Annotated in this window: 15 protein-coding genes; 3 read left to right on the plus strand and 12 right to left on the minus strand. The window is 72.9% G+C overall.

The features are described 5' to 3' along the window. Window positions 1-153: 153 nt before the first annotated feature. A complete protein-coding gene (locus tag ACIQFX_RS00155; protein WP_402456944.1) occupies window positions 154-2,676 on the minus strand; it encodes an ATP-dependent Clp protease ATP-binding subunit in 2,523 nt (840 codons plus the stop codon). 472 nt (window positions 2,677-3,148) lie between these two features. Between ACIQFX_RS00155 and ACIQFX_RS00160 the strand changes: the two genes are divergently transcribed. Further along, window positions 3,149-3,739: an SCO3374 family protein gene (locus ACIQFX_RS00160; RefSeq protein WP_402456947.1), complete on the plus strand. Its 591-nt coding sequence runs from the start codon at window positions 3,149-3,151 to the stop codon at window positions 3,737-3,739. Here the strand turns inward: ACIQFX_RS00160 and ACIQFX_RS00165 are convergent. The 10 genes from ACIQFX_RS00165 to ACIQFX_RS00210 all read right to left on the minus strand — a co-directional run bounded on the left by ACIQFX_RS00165 (window position 3,718) and on the right by ACIQFX_RS00210 (window position 11,769). Continuing rightward, window positions 3,718-4,050 (minus strand): Lsr2 family protein, encoded by a 333-nt coding sequence (locus ACIQFX_RS00165; protein WP_017240029.1) that lies wholly within the window; start codon window positions 4,048-4,050, stop codon window positions 3,718-3,720. The two genes, ACIQFX_RS00160 and ACIQFX_RS00165, sit on opposite strands and share 22 nt — an antisense overlap. A gap of 125 nt (window positions 4,051-4,175) precedes the next feature. Continuing rightward, window positions 4,176-4,712, minus strand: coding sequence for an amino-acid N-acetyltransferase (locus ACIQFX_RS00170; protein ID WP_402456950.1), 537 nt, complete (start codon window positions 4,710-4,712; stop codon window positions 4,176-4,178). A gap of 9 nt (window positions 4,713-4,721) precedes the next feature. Then, entirely contained in the window at window positions 4,722-5,141 is a 420-nt protein-coding gene (locus ACIQFX_RS00175) for a BlaI/MecI/CopY family transcriptional regulator (protein WP_402456954.1), read from the minus strand. A 129-nt stretch (window positions 5,142-5,270) separates the two neighbouring features. After that, window positions 5,271-5,450, minus strand: coding sequence for a hypothetical protein (locus ACIQFX_RS00180; RefSeq protein WP_376485175.1), 180 nt, complete (start codon window positions 5,448-5,450; stop codon window positions 5,271-5,273). A 14-nt stretch (window positions 5,451-5,464) separates the two neighbouring features. Next, complete coding sequence (locus ACIQFX_RS00185) at window positions 5,465-6,037, minus strand: hypothetical protein (protein WP_402458520.1); 573 nt, start codon at window positions 6,035-6,037, stop codon at window positions 5,465-5,467. Between the two features lie 143 nt (window positions 6,038-6,180). Next, a complete protein-coding gene (locus ACIQFX_RS00190) occupies window positions 6,181-6,987 on the minus strand; it encodes a type III pantothenate kinase (protein WP_376485176.1) in 807 nt (268 codons plus the stop codon). After that, window positions 6,987-8,003, minus strand: a complete 1,017-nt coding sequence (gene nadC, locus ACIQFX_RS00195; protein ID WP_402456957.1) for a carboxylating nicotinate-nucleotide diphosphorylase — start codon at window positions 8,001-8,003, stop codon at window positions 6,987-6,989. Before nadC ends, ACIQFX_RS00190 begins: the two co-directional genes overlap by 1 nt. Continuing rightward, complete coding sequence (locus tag ACIQFX_RS00200) at window positions 8,004-9,698, minus strand: L-aspartate oxidase (RefSeq protein WP_402456960.1); 1,695 nt, start codon at window positions 9,696-9,698, stop codon at window positions 8,004-8,006. Further along, window positions 9,695-10,825 (minus strand): pantoate--beta-alanine ligase, encoded by a 1,131-nt coding sequence (gene panC, locus ACIQFX_RS00205; RefSeq protein WP_402456962.1) that lies wholly within the window; start codon window positions 10,823-10,825, stop codon window positions 9,695-9,697. Before panC ends, ACIQFX_RS00200 begins: the two co-directional genes overlap by 4 nt. Continuing rightward, window positions 10,822-11,769 (minus strand): Rossmann-like and DUF2520 domain-containing protein, encoded by a 948-nt coding sequence (locus tag ACIQFX_RS00210; RefSeq protein ID WP_402456964.1) that lies wholly within the window; start codon window positions 11,767-11,769, stop codon window positions 10,822-10,824. Before ACIQFX_RS00210 ends, panC begins: the two co-directional genes overlap by 4 nt. Window positions 11,770-11,894: 125 nt before the next feature. Here ACIQFX_RS00210 and ACIQFX_RS00215 point away from each other — a divergent pair, with 125 nt between their 5' ends. Both ACIQFX_RS00215 and ACIQFX_RS00220 read left to right on the plus strand, forming a co-directional pair. Then, on the plus strand, window positions 11,895-13,064 hold the full coding sequence (locus ACIQFX_RS00215; RefSeq protein WP_402456966.1) for a threonine aldolase family protein: 1,170 nt from the start codon (window positions 11,895-11,897) through the stop codon (window positions 13,062-13,064). Between the two features lie 205 nt (window positions 13,065-13,269). Beyond that, the gene (locus tag ACIQFX_RS00220) at window positions 13,270-14,358 is read left to right on the plus strand and encodes a DUF5937 family protein (RefSeq protein ID WP_402456969.1); all 1,089 of its coding nucleotides are present in this window, start codon (window positions 13,270-13,272) and stop codon (window positions 14,356-14,358) included. A 210-nt stretch (window positions 14,359-14,568) separates the two neighbouring features. On the opposite strand, the gene ACIQFX_RS00225 is transcribed toward ACIQFX_RS00220, so the two are convergent. Next, complete coding sequence (locus ACIQFX_RS00225) at window positions 14,569-15,243, minus strand: response regulator (RefSeq protein ID WP_376485193.1); 675 nt, start codon at window positions 15,241-15,243, stop codon at window positions 14,569-14,571.

Raw genomic sequence — 15,243 nt, forward strand, 5'->3', positions numbered from 1 at the left:
ACGCGCCCCCCCCCCCCCCCCCCCCCCCCCCCCCCCACCCCCCCCCCCCCCCCCCCCCCCCCCCCCCCCCCCCCCCCCCCCCCCCCCCCGCCCGCGGCCCCCCCCCCCCCCCCCCCCCCCCCCCCCCCCGCCCCTCTGCTCAGGCGCTACGCCTTACGCGTCCTTCGAGAGGTTCGGGCCGGTGCCGCCCGTGGCCTCGATCGGCGGGGCGTCCGGCAGGGCCGACTTCTCCTCGCCGCGGAAGGTGAAGGTGCGCTCCTCGCCCTCGCCCTCCGTGTCCACGACCACGATGTGGCCGGGGCGCAGCTCGCCGAAGAGGATCTTCTCCGAGAGCGTGTCCTCGATCTCGCGCTGGATCGTCCGGCGCAGCGGCCGGGCGCCCATCACGGGGTCGTAGCCCTTCTTGGACAGCAGCTCCTTCGCGGACTGGGAGAGCTCGATGCCCATGTCCCGGTCCTTCAGGCGCTCGTCGACGCGGCTGATCATGAGGTCGACGATCTGGAGGATGTCGTCCTGGGTCAGCTGCGGGAAGACGATGATGTCGTCCACACGGTTGAGGAACTCGGGGCGGAAGTGCTGCTTCAGCTCGTCGCTGACCTTCGCCTTCATCCGCTCGTAGTTGGACTTCGTGTCGCCCTGGGCGGCGAAGCCCAGGTTGAAGCCCTTCGAGATGTCCCGGGTCCCGAGGTTGGTGGTCATGATGATCACCGTGTTCTTGAAGTCCACGACCCGGCCCTGGGAGTCGGTCAGGCGACCGTCCTCCAGGATCTGGAGAAGGGAATTGAAGATATCGGGGTGGGCCTTCTCGACCTCGTCGAAGAGGACGACGGAGAACGGCTTGCGGCGCACCTTCTCGGTGAGCTGGCCGCCCTCTTCGTAGCCGACGTATCCGGGCGGCGAACCGAAGAGGCGGGAAACCGTGTGCTTCTCGCTGAACTCCGACATGTCGAGGGAGATCATCGCGTCCTCGTCGCCGAAGAGGAATTCGGCGAGGGCCTTCGAAAGCTCGGTCTTACCGACACCGGACGGACCGGCGAAGATGAACGAGCCACCGGGGCGCTTGGGGTCCTTCAGACCGGCACGCGTACGGCGGATGGCACGCGAGAGGCCCTTGACGGCGTCCTTCTGGCCGATGACGCGCTTGTGGAGCTCGTCCTCCATGCGGAGCAGGCGGCTGGACTCCTCCTCGGTCAGCTTGAAGACCGGGATGCCGGTGGCGGTCGCGAGGACCTCGGCGATCAGCTCGCCGTCGACCTCGGCGACGACGTCCATGTCGCCGGCCTTCCACTCCTTCTCGCGCTTGGCCTTGGCGGCGAGGAGCTGCTTCTCCTTGTCGCGGAGCGAGGCGGCCTTCTCGAAGTCCTGCGAGTCGATCGCGGACTCCTTGTCGCGGCGGACGCCGGCGATCTTCTCGTCGAACTCGCGGAGGTCCGGCGGCGCGGTCATCCGGCGGATGCGCATCCGGGAGCCGGCCTCGTCGATCAGGTCGATCGCCTTGTCCGGGAGGAAGCGGTCCGAGATGTACCGGTCGGCCAGGGTCGCGGCCTGGACGAGGGCCTCGTCGGTGATGGAGACCCGGTGGTGGGCCTCGTACCGGTCGCGCAGACCCTTGAGGATCTCGATGGTGTGCGGCAGCGACGGCTCGGCGACCTGGATGGGCTGGAAGCGGCGCTCGAGGGCCGCGTCCTTCTCCAGGTACTTGCGGTACTCGTCGAGGGTGGTAGCACCGATGGTCTGGAGCTCACCGCGGGCCAGCATCGGCTTGAGGATGCTGGCGGCGTCGATCGCGCCCTCGGCGGCGCCCGCACCCACGAGGGTGTGGAGCTCGTCGATGAACAGGATGATGTCGCCGCGGGTGCGGATCTCCTTGAGGACCTTCTTCAGGCGCTCCTCGAAGTCACCGCGGTAGCGGGAGCCGGCGACCAGCGCGCCGAGGTCCAGGGTGTAGAGGTGCTTGTCCTTGAGGGTCTCGGGCACCTCGCCCTTGACGATGGCCTGCGCGAGGCCTTCGACGACGGCGGTCTTGCCGACGCCGGGCTCACCGATGAGGACCGGGTTGTTCTTGGTGCGGCGGGACAGCACCTGCATGACCCGCTCGATCTCCTTCTCGCGCCCGATGACCGGGTCGAGCTTGGATTCGCGGGCCGCCTGGGTGAGGTTCCGGCCGAACTGGTCGAGGACCAGGGACGTCGAGGGCGTGCCCTCGGCAGGACCGCCGGCCGTGGCGGCTTCCTTGCCCTGGTAGCCGGAGAGCAGCTGGATGACCTGCTGTCGCACCCGGTTGAGGTCGGCGCCCAGCTTCACGAGGACCTGGGCGGCGACGCCCTCGCCCTCGCGGATCAGGCCGAGCAGGATGTGCTCGGTGCCGATGTAGTTGTGGCCGAGCTGGAGGGCCTCGCGGAGCGAGAGCTCCAGGACCTTCTTGGCGCGAGGGGTGAAGGGGATGTGCCCGGACGGGGCCTGCTGGCCCTGGCCGATGATCTCCTCCACCTGCTGGCGGACCGCCTCGAGCGAAATCCCGAGGCTCTCCAGGGCCTTAGCGGCGACACCCTCACCCTCGTGGATAAGGCCCAGAAGGATGTGCTCGGTGCCGATGTAGTTGTGGTTGAGCATCCGGGCTTCTTCCTGAGCCAGGACGACAACCCGCCGCGCGCGGTCGGTGAACCTCTCGAACATCGTTAATCGCTCCTCAGAGCGGTCAGTCAGTTAGGGGTCGATCCCCTCCCTGTCCTTCCGCAGCTTAGTCCCGCAAGCGGGGACCGCTCATTCCAACTGCCGACATCCGTCCGGATCACCCCCTCTTCCGCGGGGAGACCTGCTGCCGAACAGCCGACAAATGCTCCAACCCGATGGTGCGAGACGATGTTCCCGCAGGCCAAGTAGTTACCCGCGCCATCACTACGCCGATGGCGAACGTGAGACGCCGAAGCCCGCGAGTCGCCCCTCTCCACTAGGAATGTCTTACCCGTATGGACTGACACTCCATGCGGCGCACCCCGGTTCCCTCCGCTACCAGCGAACACCCTTGCGCGGTCGAATGCACGCGTACGCCCCATCACGGACACCTTGCGCGTCCGAAGGAGCACTGAACGTCACCGTGGAGCCGCCGGGGGCGTAACCAACACGCCCTCGCGGGAGTTCCCCGGGCATGGCCCTCACCGTCCCGACGCCCCGCACGCCGATCGACGGCGGCGTCGCGCGGTGGTACGAGGACTCGCTCGGCTGGGCGACGGTGGCCGGTCCGCCGGTGCAGCTCGTCACCGGACTGCGGTTCGACGTCCTGGAGCTGCCCGCCGCGGCCGGTCGGGGTGTGCTGCGCCGGATGGGCGCGGCGACGGGTCCGGTGGCCCTGATGGGGCGCCGGATGCGGCTGCTGGTGGCCGCGGGGAGCGCGGAGGAGCTCCCGGGACTGCTCGACTGGCTGGAGTGGGGCGGGATCTCACTGGATCTCGCCGGTCTCGGCGCCGACGGCCGGATGGCCGCGCCCCTTCCCCCGGGGCGCGGCGGCTCCGGCGCGCGGGGCGCCGCCGTGTGGCTGCGGGCTCCCGTGCCGGGGTGCGAGGTCGAGTCCTCGCTGCCGGCCCTGCGGTCCGCTCCGTGGGGCGGTGCGGATGCCCCCTGCCTGGTGCGTCTCGTGGCCGCCGCCGCCGCGGAGTGCCACCGGGTGCGGCTGCTGAGTGCCCGTACCCGGGGGTCGGCGGCTCAGCAGCTGTCGCCTCAGCGGTTCGCGTCCTCGTAGGCCGCCTTGACGGTGGCGGGCACGCGGCCGCGGTCGTTCACGTCGTAGCCGTTCTCCTTGGCCCACGCGCGGATCTTGGCGGTGTCGGGGCTGCCGGCCGCGACGCGGCCCTTGCCGCGACCGCCCGTGGTGCGGCCACCGGTGCGACGGCCACCCGCGGTGTACGGCTCCAGCAGGCCGCGGAGCTTTTCGGCGTTGGCGGTGGTGAGGTCGATCTCGTAGGTCTTCCCGTCCAGCGCGAACGTCACCGTCTCGTCCGCTTCGACGCCGTCGAGGTCGTCGACAAGAAGGACCTGAACCTTCTGTGCCACCGGATTTCCTTTCATCGAAAATGCAGTACGCGGAAAGGAAACCGCTTTTCCCGGAAAAACACAAACCCCTGGCAGAGGTTCAGAACCCTGGCAACGCGGGAAACGTGCGCGATTCGGACATAGGGTTACAGGTGCAGAAGCATCCGGCTGTTGCCCAAGGTGTTCGGCTTCACTCGTTCGAGACCGAGGAACTCGGCGACTCCCTCGTCATAGGAACGCAGGAGCTCGCTGTAGACATCTCCGTCGACCGGGGTCTCGCCGATCTCGACGAAGCCGTGCTTCGCGAAGAAGTCGACTTCGAAGGTCAGGCAGAATACCCGCCGCACCCCGAGCCATCGGGCCGTGTGCAACAACTTGTCGAGCACCTGATGTCCGACGCCGGCTCCCTTGAAGTCGGGATCGACGGCGAGAGTGCGGACTTCGGCGAGGTCTTCCCACATCACGTGGAGGGCGCCGCAGCCGACGACGGTGGAGTCGTCGTCGCGTTCCGCGACCCAGAACTCCTGGATCGACTCGTAAAGGGTCACGGTCGCCTTGTCGAGCAGGATGCCGCGCTGCACGAAAGGATCGACGAGGCGGCGGACCGCGGCGACATCGGTGGTGCGGGCCCTGCGGACGGTGACGGCTTTGGCGGAGGCGGCCGGGAAGGCGGGCGTCGACATGGGGGGACGCTATCGCTCCCCGGCCCCGGTTCCGTCGGCGCCCTCCTCGGGCGGGGTGGCCTGCGGAGTGTCGCGCTGGACGATTCGGATGGCGTCGTTCAGGGCTTCGCGCTGGTCCTGCGACATCATCCCGAAGAAGGCGACGAGGGCGGCGGCCGGGTTGTCGCTCTGGGCCCATGCCTCGTTCATCAGGGCGGCCGAGTAGGCGGCCCGGGTGGAGACCGCGGTATATCGATAGGCGCGGCCTTCGACTTCGCGGCGCACCCAGCCCTTCTGATGGAGATTGTCCATGACGGTCATGACGGTCGTGTAGGCGATGGACCGTTCCTGCTGGAGGTCCTCCAGAACTTCCCGGACGGTCACCGGGCGGTTCCATTGCCAGACGCGCGTCATGACGGCGTCTTCGAGCTCTCCCAATGGACGGGGCACAACGTCACTTTAGTGCGCAAGGGGCCGATTAACGTCCATTGACGGAAGGAAACGAAGCAAAAGGGACGCACGACCTCGAAGGGTCGTGCGTCCCGGGTGTCGCGGTGGCCGCCCCCGAGGGGGCGGTCGTCAGGAGGCGGTGGTGCCGTCCGCCTGGCGGGCGGCCTCGGCGCGGGCGAGCGCGGCGTCCACGACCGCGTCCTCCTTGGCCTTGTTCGGGCCGCCCTGGCTCTTCACGATCGTGACGACGAGGCCGATGAAGAACGCGGCCATCACGACGGGGGGCAGGAGCGCGGATACGTAGTCCATGACGACCAGGGTAGCTATCCGGCGGCCCGCTCCTCGGGCGGGGGCGGGGGTACGGGGCGGCGGCGCGGCGGGAACACCTCGGAGGGCTTGGGCACCGGGCGCTCCGCCGGGACCGGCGGGGTGGGCTTGGGCTCGTCGGCCGCCGCGCGCCCGCCGGGGAGCGCGAGCAGGCGGGCCCGGGGCGCGCCGGACGTCGTGGCGACGGTGACCCGGGAGACCCGGGCCAGGCGGGCGCGTACGGAGCGCTCGGCGAGGACCTGGCAGCGGGCGAGCAGCTCGGCGGCCTCCGCGTTGCCCCGCAGCGCGCGCAGGGCGGCGAGGTCGTCGGCCGCGGGGTCGTACCCGCCGGCCAGGGCGTCCCTGAGCATCTCCAGGTAGCCGCCGAGCGACCCGGGCAGCGCCTCGCGGTAGCGGGCCAGGTCGGCCAGGAGGAAGGCGCGCAGCCGGCCGGCCTCGCGCACGGCCTCGTCCACGGATTCGGCCAGGCGCAGGCAGTCCTGGACGTCCTCGTCCTGGAGGGGGGCGGGGTGGAGGGCGGTGGCAAGGGCACGACGGAGCACACGCAGCTCGTCCGCGCTGAACGCCATGCCGCCGCGGGATCCGTATGGCGTGGGCATGGGCCGACACTACGCGCTAATCGGACAATTTCTGCTTAGCGATCATTCCGGCGCGCCGGAATGATCGTCCACCGCGCCGGCTTCCGCGACCGCGGCCCTCGCGGGTCGCCGCCTCACATGCGGGAGACGTTCCGCTCGTACACCAGGCGCAGGCCGATCAGGGTCAGCCAGGGCTCGTGCTCGTCGATCTCGGCCGACTCGCCGAGGACCATCGGGGCGAGCCCGCCCGTGGCGATGACGGTGACGTCGGAGGGGTCGCCGTTCGGGCCGACCAGCTCGCGCTTCATGCGGGCGACGACGCCGTCGACCTGGCCCGCGTAGCCGTAGATGATGCCGGACTGCATCGCCTCGACGGTGTTCTTGCCGATGACGTTGCGCGGGCGGGCCAGCTCGATCTTGCGGAGCATGGCGCCCTTCACGCCCAGCGCCTCGACCGAGATCTCGATGCCGGGCGCGATGGCCCCGCCCGCGTACTCGCCGCGCGCGGTGACCGCGTCGTACGTCGTCGCCGTGCCGAAGTCGACGACGATCGCGGGACCGCCGTACAGCTCGACCGCCGCGGCCGCGTTGATGATGCGGTCCGCGCCGACCTCCTTCGGGTTGTCGGTGATGACCGGGACGCCCGTCTTGACGCCCGGCTCCACCAGGACCGCCGGCACGTCCCCGTAGTACCGGCGGGTCACCTCGCGCAGTTCGTGCAGCACCGAGGGGACCGTCGCGCAGATGGCGATCCCCTCGATGCCGTCGCCCAGCTCGACGCCGAGCAGCGGGTGCATGCCCATGAGGCCCTGGAGCAGGACCGCCATCTCGTCGGCGGTCCGGCGCGGGTCCGTGGAGATCCGCCAGTGCTCGACGATCTCCTCGCCGTCGAAGAGGCCGAGGACCGTGTGCGTGTTGCCGACGTCGATGGTGAGCAGCATCAGGCCCGCACCTCGCGCAGGTCCAGGCCGATGTCGAGGATCGGGGAGGAGTGGGTGAGCCCGCCGACCGCCAGGTAGTCCACGCCGGTCGCCGCGTACGCCGCCGCGTTCTCCAGGGTCAGCCGGCCCGAGGACTCCAGGACCGCGCGGCCCGCGACGATCGCGACGGCCTCCTCGGTCTCGATCGGGGTGAAGTTGTCGAGCAGGATCAGGTCGGCGCCCGCGTCCAGGACCTCGCGGACCTGGTGCATCGTGTCGACCTCGACCTCGATCGGCACCTCGGGGAACAGCTCCCGCACGGCCTTGAAGGCCTCGGCGACGCCGCCGGCCGCCACCACGTGGTTGTCCTTGACGAGGGCCGCGTCGGACAGCGACATGCGGTGGTTGACGCCGCCGCCGCAGCGGACCGCGTACTTCTCCAGGGCGCGCAGGCCCGGGGTGGTCTTGCGGGTGTCGCGGACCTTCGCCTTCGTGCCCTCCAGGGCGTCCGCCCACGCGCGCGTGGCGGTGGCGATGCCGGAGAGGCGGCACAGGATGTTCAGCGCGCTGCGCTCGCCGGTGAGCAGGTCGCGGGTGCGGGCGGTGACGCTGAGGAGCGTCTGCCCGGCCTCGACGCGCTCGCCGTCCTCGACGTGCCGCTCGACCTCGAACTCGTCCGCGCAGACGATGGACAGGACGGCCTCGGCGACCCTCAGACCGGCCACGACACCGGCCTCGCGGGCGGTGAAGTCGGCGGTGGCGACGGCGTCCTCCGGGACGGTCGCCACGGTCGTCACGTCGACGCCGCCGTCGAGGTCCTCGGCGATCGCCAGGTGGGCGATGTCCTCGACCTGGACGGGGTCGAGACCGGCCTCGGCGAGGAGCTCGGCGAGCGCGGGGTCGAGACCGCACTCGAACTCCTCGCCCTCGCCGCCGCAGCCGCAGCCGTCGCCGCAGCCGCCGGCCTCGGAGGGGGCGCTGATCTGGATCAGAGGGACGTCCACGGGCTCGGGACGGGCTTCCTCGGGCGTGCTCACTTACGGCTCCCTGGGGGCGTCGACGGTGGGGGGAAAGTCGAAGGTGTCGGTGGTGCGGACGTCCAGGGCCCGCTCCGGCGTGAGGCGCACGACGAGGTGCCGGCGCCAGTCCGCGTCGTCGCGGTCCGGACGGTCCTCGCGCCAGTGGCAGCCGCGGGTCTCCTCGCGGCGGCGGGCCGCGGCGACCAGGACCCGGGCGACGCACAGCAGGTTGGTGGTCTCCCAGGACTCCACACCGGGCTCGGCGGCCTTGGTGTCGTCCGTGCCGCCGGCCACGGCGTCGCTGTGCAGGGCGTCGAGGGCCTCGGCGGCCGTCCGCAGGCTGGTCTCCGAGCGGAGCACGCCCGCGCCGGCCGTCATCACCCGCTGGACGCGGGTCCGGGTGCCCGCCACCGGCAGCGGCAGGGTCACCGGCGCCGGGTGCGGCACCGGGGCACCCACCGTGCGCGGGGCGGCGGCCGTGACGTCCTCGGCGATCCGCTCGGCGAAGACCAGGCCCTCCAGGAGCGAGTTCGAGGCGAGCCGGTTGGCGCCGTGGACGCCCGTACAGGCCACCTCGCCGCACGCGTACAGGCCGGGGACCGTGGTCCGGCCGCGCAGGTCGGTGCGGACGCCGCCGGAGGCGTAGTGGGCGGCGGGGGCGACCGGGATCGGCTCGGTCACCGGGTCGATGCCGTGCGAGCGGCAGGCGGCCAGGATCGTCGGGAAGCGCTGCTCCCACATCTCGGCGCCGAAGTGCCGGGCGTCGAGGTACATGTGCTCGGTGCCCTGCTCCAGCATCCGCCGCGTGATCGCCTTGGCGACGATGTCCCGGGGCGCGAGCTCGGCCAGCTCGTGCTGCCCGAGCATGAAGCGGACCCCGTCGGCGTCGACCAGGTGGGCGCCCTCGCCGCGCACCGCCTCGGAGACCAGCGGCTGCTGGCCCTCGGAACCGGCGCCGAGGAACAGCACCGTGGGGTGGAACTGGACGAACTCCAGGTCGGAGACCTCCGCGCCGGCCCGCAGGGCGAGCGCGACGCCGTCGCCGGTGGAGACGGCCGGGTTGGTGGTGGCCGAGAAGACCTGGCCCATGCCGCCGGTGGCCAGGACCACCGCGGGCGCGTGGACGGCGCCGACGCCGTCGTGCTGGCCCTCGCCCATCACGTGCAGGGTCACGCCCGCCGTACGGCCCTCGGCGTCGGTCAGGAGGTCGAGCACGAGGGCGTGCTCGATGAAGCGGACGCCCCGGTCCCGTATCGCCTCGACCAGGGCGCGGGAGATCTCCGCGCCGGTCGCGTCGCCGCCCGCGTGGGCGATCCGGCGGCGGTGGTGGCCGCCCTCGCGGGTCAGCGCGATCTCGCCGTCGGAGCTCTTGTCGAAGTCGGCGCCGGTCGCGATCAGCCTGCGGACGGCGTCCGGGCCCTCGGTGACGAGCAGCCGGACGGCGTCCTCGTCGCAGAGGCCGGCGCCGGCGACCAGGGTGTCGTCGAGGTGCTGCTCGGGGGTGTCGCCCTCGCCGAGCGCGGCGGCGATGCCGCCCTGGGCCCAGCGGGTCGAGCCGTCGTCGAGCCGCGCCTTGGTGACGACGACCGTACGGAGGCCGGCGGCGGTGCACCGCAGGGCGGCGGTGAGACCGGCGACACCGGAGCCGACCACGACGACGTCGGCTTCGATGGCCCAGCCGGGCGCGGGGGCGTGCAGCCGTATTCCGGTCACTTGGCGGCTCCGAGCGGAGTGGTTCCGGTCCCGGTGGTTCCGGTCCCGGTGGTCCCCGGGACGGGGGTCCCGAAGACGAGGGGGATGTTGTCGATCAGCCGGGTGGCGCCCACGCGCGCGGCGACGGCGAGGATCGCGGGACCGTCGTGGTCGTCGTCGACCTCGGTGAAGTCGCTCGGGTCGACGAGGGCCAGGTAGTCGAGGGCGAGCGGCGGCCGGACCTTGGCCGCGTCGTCGAGGACGGCGCGGGCCGCGGCCCGCACGGCCTCGGCCCCGCCGCGCTCCGCGGCCTGGGCGACCGCGTGGGCGTCGGCGGCAGCACGGGCCTCGCCGAGCCGGGAGAGCCCCTCGGCACGGTTCTCGGCCCGGCCCTGGGCGCCGGGCAGGGAGGTGGCACGCGCGCGCAGCGCCTCCTGGGCGGCGAGCCGGTCACCGGCGGCGAACAGCGCGCGGGACAGCGCCAGCGCGGTACGGCGCTCCTCGGCCGACAGGTAGCGGTTGCGGCTGGACAGGGCGAGGCCGTCGGCCTCGCGGACGGTGTCCACGCCGACGATCTCGACCGGGAAGTTCAGGTCCTGGACCATCCGGCGGATCAGGGCCAGCTGCTGCGCGTCCTTCTGGCCGAAGAAGGCCAGGTCGGGGCCGGTGAGGTGGAGGAGCTTGGCGACGACGGTCAGCACGCCGTCGAAGTGGCCGGGCCGCGAGGCGCCTTCGAGGCGCTCGCCCATCGGGCCCGCCGTGATGCGGACCTGGGGCTCCCCGCCCGGGTAGACCTCGTCGACGGAGGGCGCGAAGACGGCGCTCGCGCCCGCGTCGAGGGCCAGTTCCAGGTCGGCGTCGAGGGTGCGCGGGTAGCGGTCGAGGTCCTCGCCCGCGCCGAACTGGAGCGGGTTGACGAAGACGGTGACGACGACGAAGCCCTGGTGGCCCACGCGCTCGCGTGCGGCCCTGATCAGGGTGGCGTGGCCCTCGTGGAGGGCGCCCATGGTCATGACCACGGCGGTACGGCCGGGCGTGCTCCAGTGCGCGACGGCGTCCTGGAGGTCCTCGACCGCGCGGAGCAGCTCCGCCGGCTGGTGGCGGACGGTCCGGCCGTCCTCGGCGCTCTTGCGGGCGGACAGGGTCATCGGTCGTCTCCTTGCGGCCCGTCGGCGGGGCCGGTGCTGTCGGCGGCGAGCACGCCCAGCAGGTCCTCGGCCAGTTCGGGCTTGAGCAGGCCGTGGGCAAGCGCCCGGTCGGCGGTCGTACGGGCCATCGCCAGGTAGCCGGCGACGGTGCCGGGCGCGTGCTTGCGCAGCTCGGCGACGTGGGCGGCGACCGTGCCGGCGTCACCGCGCGCGACGGGGCCGGTGAGGGCCGCGTCGCCGGACCGCAGGGCGTTGTCCAGGGCGGCGCCGAGGAGCGGGCCGAGCATCCGGTCGGGGGCGGCGACGCCCGCCTTGCGGAGCAGTTCCATCGACTGGGCCACCAGGGTGACCAGGTGGTTCGCGCCGAGGGCCAGGGCCGCGTGGTAGAGCGGGCGGGCCTCCTCGGCGACCCACTCGGGCTCGCCGCCCATCTCGATCACCAGGGCCTCGGCGGCGAGCCGCAGCTCCTCGGGCGCGGTGACGCCGAAGGAGCAGCCGGCGAGCCGCTGGACGTCGACCGCGGTACCGGTGAACGTCATGGCGGGGTGCAGCGCGAGCGGCAGGGCGCCGGCCCGGCGGGCGGGGTCCAGGACCCGCGCCCCGTACCGCCCGGAGGTGTGGACGACCAGCTGTCCCGGCCGTACGGCCCCGGTGTCGGCGAGGCCCTCGACCAGGCCCGGCAGGGCGTCGTCGGGGACGGTCAGGAGGACCAGGTCGGCGAGGGCGAGGACGCGGGCGGGCTCGACGACCGGGACGTCGGGCAGGAGGTCCGCGGCACGGCGCCGCGAGGCGTCGGAGACCGCCGACACGGCGACGGGACGGTGTCCGGCGAGCCGGAGGGAGGCGGCGAGCGCGGGGCCCACGCGGCCCGCGCCGACGACTCCGACGGTGAGCCGGGCGGGTCGGTCCTCGGCTCGGGGCTCTGGCGCTGCTGGTGCGTTCACGGTGGGGACGGCCTTCCGTTCCAGTCCTCGGCGGGTACCGGACGATTTCTGGTCATGCTACGCCAGCGTTTCGCGCTGCCCCGTGGCTGTCCACAGGGTGTGGGCGGTGGTGTGATGATCACCCCATGAATCCTGTGAGCCCTGTGAGCCCTGTGGACGAGGAAGCGGCCCGGCTGTACCGGGCCGGGCTGTGGGGAGGCGCCGCCCGCAAACTGTGGGACACCTCCGTGGACGGCGCGGTCGGCCCCCGGCTGCGCGAACTGGCCGACTGGGCGGAGGCCGCCAGCCACGGCGACGCGCCGGTCGACACGTACGGGAACGGGCTCGTGGAGGAGCTGGAGCGACGCGTCGCCGAGGAGCTCGGCTTCCCCGCAGCCGTGTTCTTCCCGACCGGCACCATGGCCCAGCAGGTCGCGCTCCGCTGCTGGTCCGGCCGCACCGGCAGCCCCGTCGTCGCCCTCCACCCGCTCGCCCACCCCGAGGTCCACGAGAACGGGGCGTTCGGCGCCGTCTCCGGGCTGCGCACGGTCCACCCGACCGACGCGCCGCGGCTGCCGACCGCCGAGGAGGTGCGCGACCACCCGGAGCCCTTCGGGACCCTGATGCTGGAGCTCCCGCTGCGGGACGCCGGCTTCGTCCTGCCGTCCTGGGAGGAACTGACCGGGGTCGTGGAGGCGGCCCGGGAGCGGGACGCGGTGGTCCACTTCGACGGGGCCCGGCTGTGGGAGTGCCCGACGCACTTCGGCCGCGGCCTCGCGGAGATCGCCGGGCTCGCCGACAGCGTGTACGTCTCGTTCTACAAGTCCCTCGGCGGCCAGTCCGGGGCCGCGCTCGCCGGCCCCGAGGACGTCATGGAGGAGGCCCGGATCTGGCGGCACCGCTACGGCGGCATGCTCTTCCAGCAGTACCCGGCCGCGCTCGCCGCCCTCCGGGGCCTCGACGTCGAGCTGCCCCGGCTGCCCTCGTACACGGCCCACGCGCGCGTGGTGGCCGACGCGGTCCGCGAGGCGTTCGCCGACGCCGGGATCGGCTGGTCCCGCGTCCACCCCGAGACCCCGCACACCCACCAGTTCCAGGTCTGGCTGCCGTACTCCCCCGACACCCTCACCGCCGCGTCCGTCGCGGCCACCGAGGCCACCGGCACCGCCCTCTTCCGCCGCTGGTTCTCCCCCGGTGCGGGCGGCCCGCCCGGAGTCGCGGCGACCGAGCTCACCGTCACGGCACCCGGCCTCGCCTGGACCGCGCAGGACGTGAAGGAGGCGGTACGGGACTTCCTGTCGCGGATCGAGGGCTGAGGCGGGGGCGGGCTTCGAGGTCTGCGGCCGGCACCGGGCGCCGGCCGACACGGCGGCCACGGCTGGGGCGGGGCGAGGGCCGGCAGCGGAGCGACGGCCGGGGCGGGGCGGCTGGGGCGGCGTTCCGGGGCGGACGGACGTGTCGATTGACGGCCCGCGTCAAACGACGCGACAGGGCCCGGGGCGCACCCCGCACCATGGACGGGTGAGCGTGACCATCGACATCACCGGACTGCCGCGCGAGCGGATCGTCTTCTGCCCCTCGCCACTGGCGGAGCTGGGCGCGGCCCTGCACGCCCTCGCCGAGCCCGCGCACCACGCCCGGCTGCACGCCTGGACGACCACGACGGCGGCCGCGCTGAAGCCGGAGCTGGCGGACCGGCTGCACGAGGCCGACTTCATGTGGCGCTCCACCCGCTCGGACATCCTGCTGCCGGCCAGGCCGCGCGAGACGCTCACCGAGGAGCTGGACGACCTCGACGGCGTGGACGACGAGATCTTCGTGGGCTCGGCCCTGGAGATCTCCTGCTCCAGCCAGTACCCGCACGGCGCCCCCTCGCCGCTCGTCGACGAGCGGATGCGGCGCCGAGTCCTCGACCTGGCCGCCGCGCGCGGCCCGCGCCAGGCCGCGTTCGTGGAGCGGATGCTCGCCGACCCGCCCGGCACACGCGCGTGGGTGCGGCGGCTCCTGGAGGACTGCGACGAAGCCTTCTTCGGCGACACCTGGCGCCGGGTCCGGGTCCAGCTCGCCGCCGACGCCCGCCACAAGACCGAGCTGATGCGGCACAAGGGCCTGGCCGAGGCCGTCGCCGACGCCTCCTCGGCGATGGTCCTGGAGGAGGACGAGCAGGGCTCCCGGATCGTCGTCGACAAGCTGGTCCACGGCCGTACGAGCGCCGAGGGATCGGGAGTGACGTTCCTGCCGACCGCGTTCGGCTGGCCGCACCTCTTCGCCCTGCACGCGCCCGGCTGGCAGCCCGTCGTCCAGTACCCCGTGCCCACCCGCGACCTCGGCGGCACCGCGTCCGTCGAGGCGGTCAAGCGGCGCCTGGAGGCGGTCGCCCATCCGATGCGGATGCGGCTGTGCCGCAGCCTCGCCCGGGGCGCGTACACGACGAGCGAGCTCGCCGACGCGTACGGCATCACCGCCCCCGAGGTCTCCCGGCACCTGGCCGTCCTGCGGAAGGCCGATCTGCTCACCACCCAGCGCCGCGGCCGGTACGTCCTCCACCAGCTCGACGTGTCCGCCGTCGCCCGCCTCGGCAGCGACTTCCTGGAGTCGGTCCTGCGCTAGTGCTGTGGCCGGAAAGGTCTGCCGGTTCGCGGCGTCCGGTGCACGGGGCCTCCCCAGGCCCGCCAGGGCCGAGGGGACGCGTCGCAAGGCGGAGGGTCGCGGCTCGTACTGGACGTACGTGCGCGGTCCGACAACGCGGCGAGGTGCCGCGCCGGGCGTCGTGAGGCGGTGAACCCTTCCGGTCACAGCGCTAGCGGCCGGTGGGTGGGGTCAGGCCGGGCCGCCGCCCGCGCGGACCAGGCCGGACTCGTACGCGAGGACCACGACCTGGACGCGGTCGCGGAGGCCCAGCTTGGTGAGGATGCGGCCCACGTGGGTCTTGACGGTGGCCTCGGAGAGGACGAGCCGGGCGGCGATCTCGCCGTTCGACAGGCCCTGGGCGACGAGCATCATGACCTCGCGCTCGCGGTCCGTCAGCCGTTCGAGGCCCTTGTGCTCGGGCTCCTTGCCCGACGACGGGAGCATCGGCGAGAAGCGGTCCAGGAGCCGGCGGGTGGTGGACGGCGCCACCACCGCGTCGCCGCTGTGCACCGAGCGGATCGCGCCGAGCAGCTCCGCGGGCGGCACGTCCTTCAGCATGAAGCCGCTCGCCCCCGCCTTCAGCCCCGAGAACGCGTACTCGTCGAGGTCGAAGGTCGTCAGGATCAGGACCTTCGGGGCGTCCGGCTCCGAACAGATCCGCCGGGTCGTCTCCACCCCGTCCAGCTTCGGCATCCGCACGTCCATCAGGACGACGTCGACCGCCGTGGACCGCAGTACCTCGAGGGCCTCGACGCCGTCGCCCGCCTCCGCGACGACCTCCATGTCCGGCTGGGCGGCGAGCACCATGCGGAAACCGGTCCGCAGCAGCACCTGGTCGTCGACGAGCATCACGCGGATGGACAT

This window comes from Streptomyces sp. NPDC093089 (assembly GCF_044754405.1).
Taxonomy (GTDB): domain Bacteria; phylum Actinomycetota; class Actinomycetes; order Streptomycetales; family Streptomycetaceae; genus Streptomyces.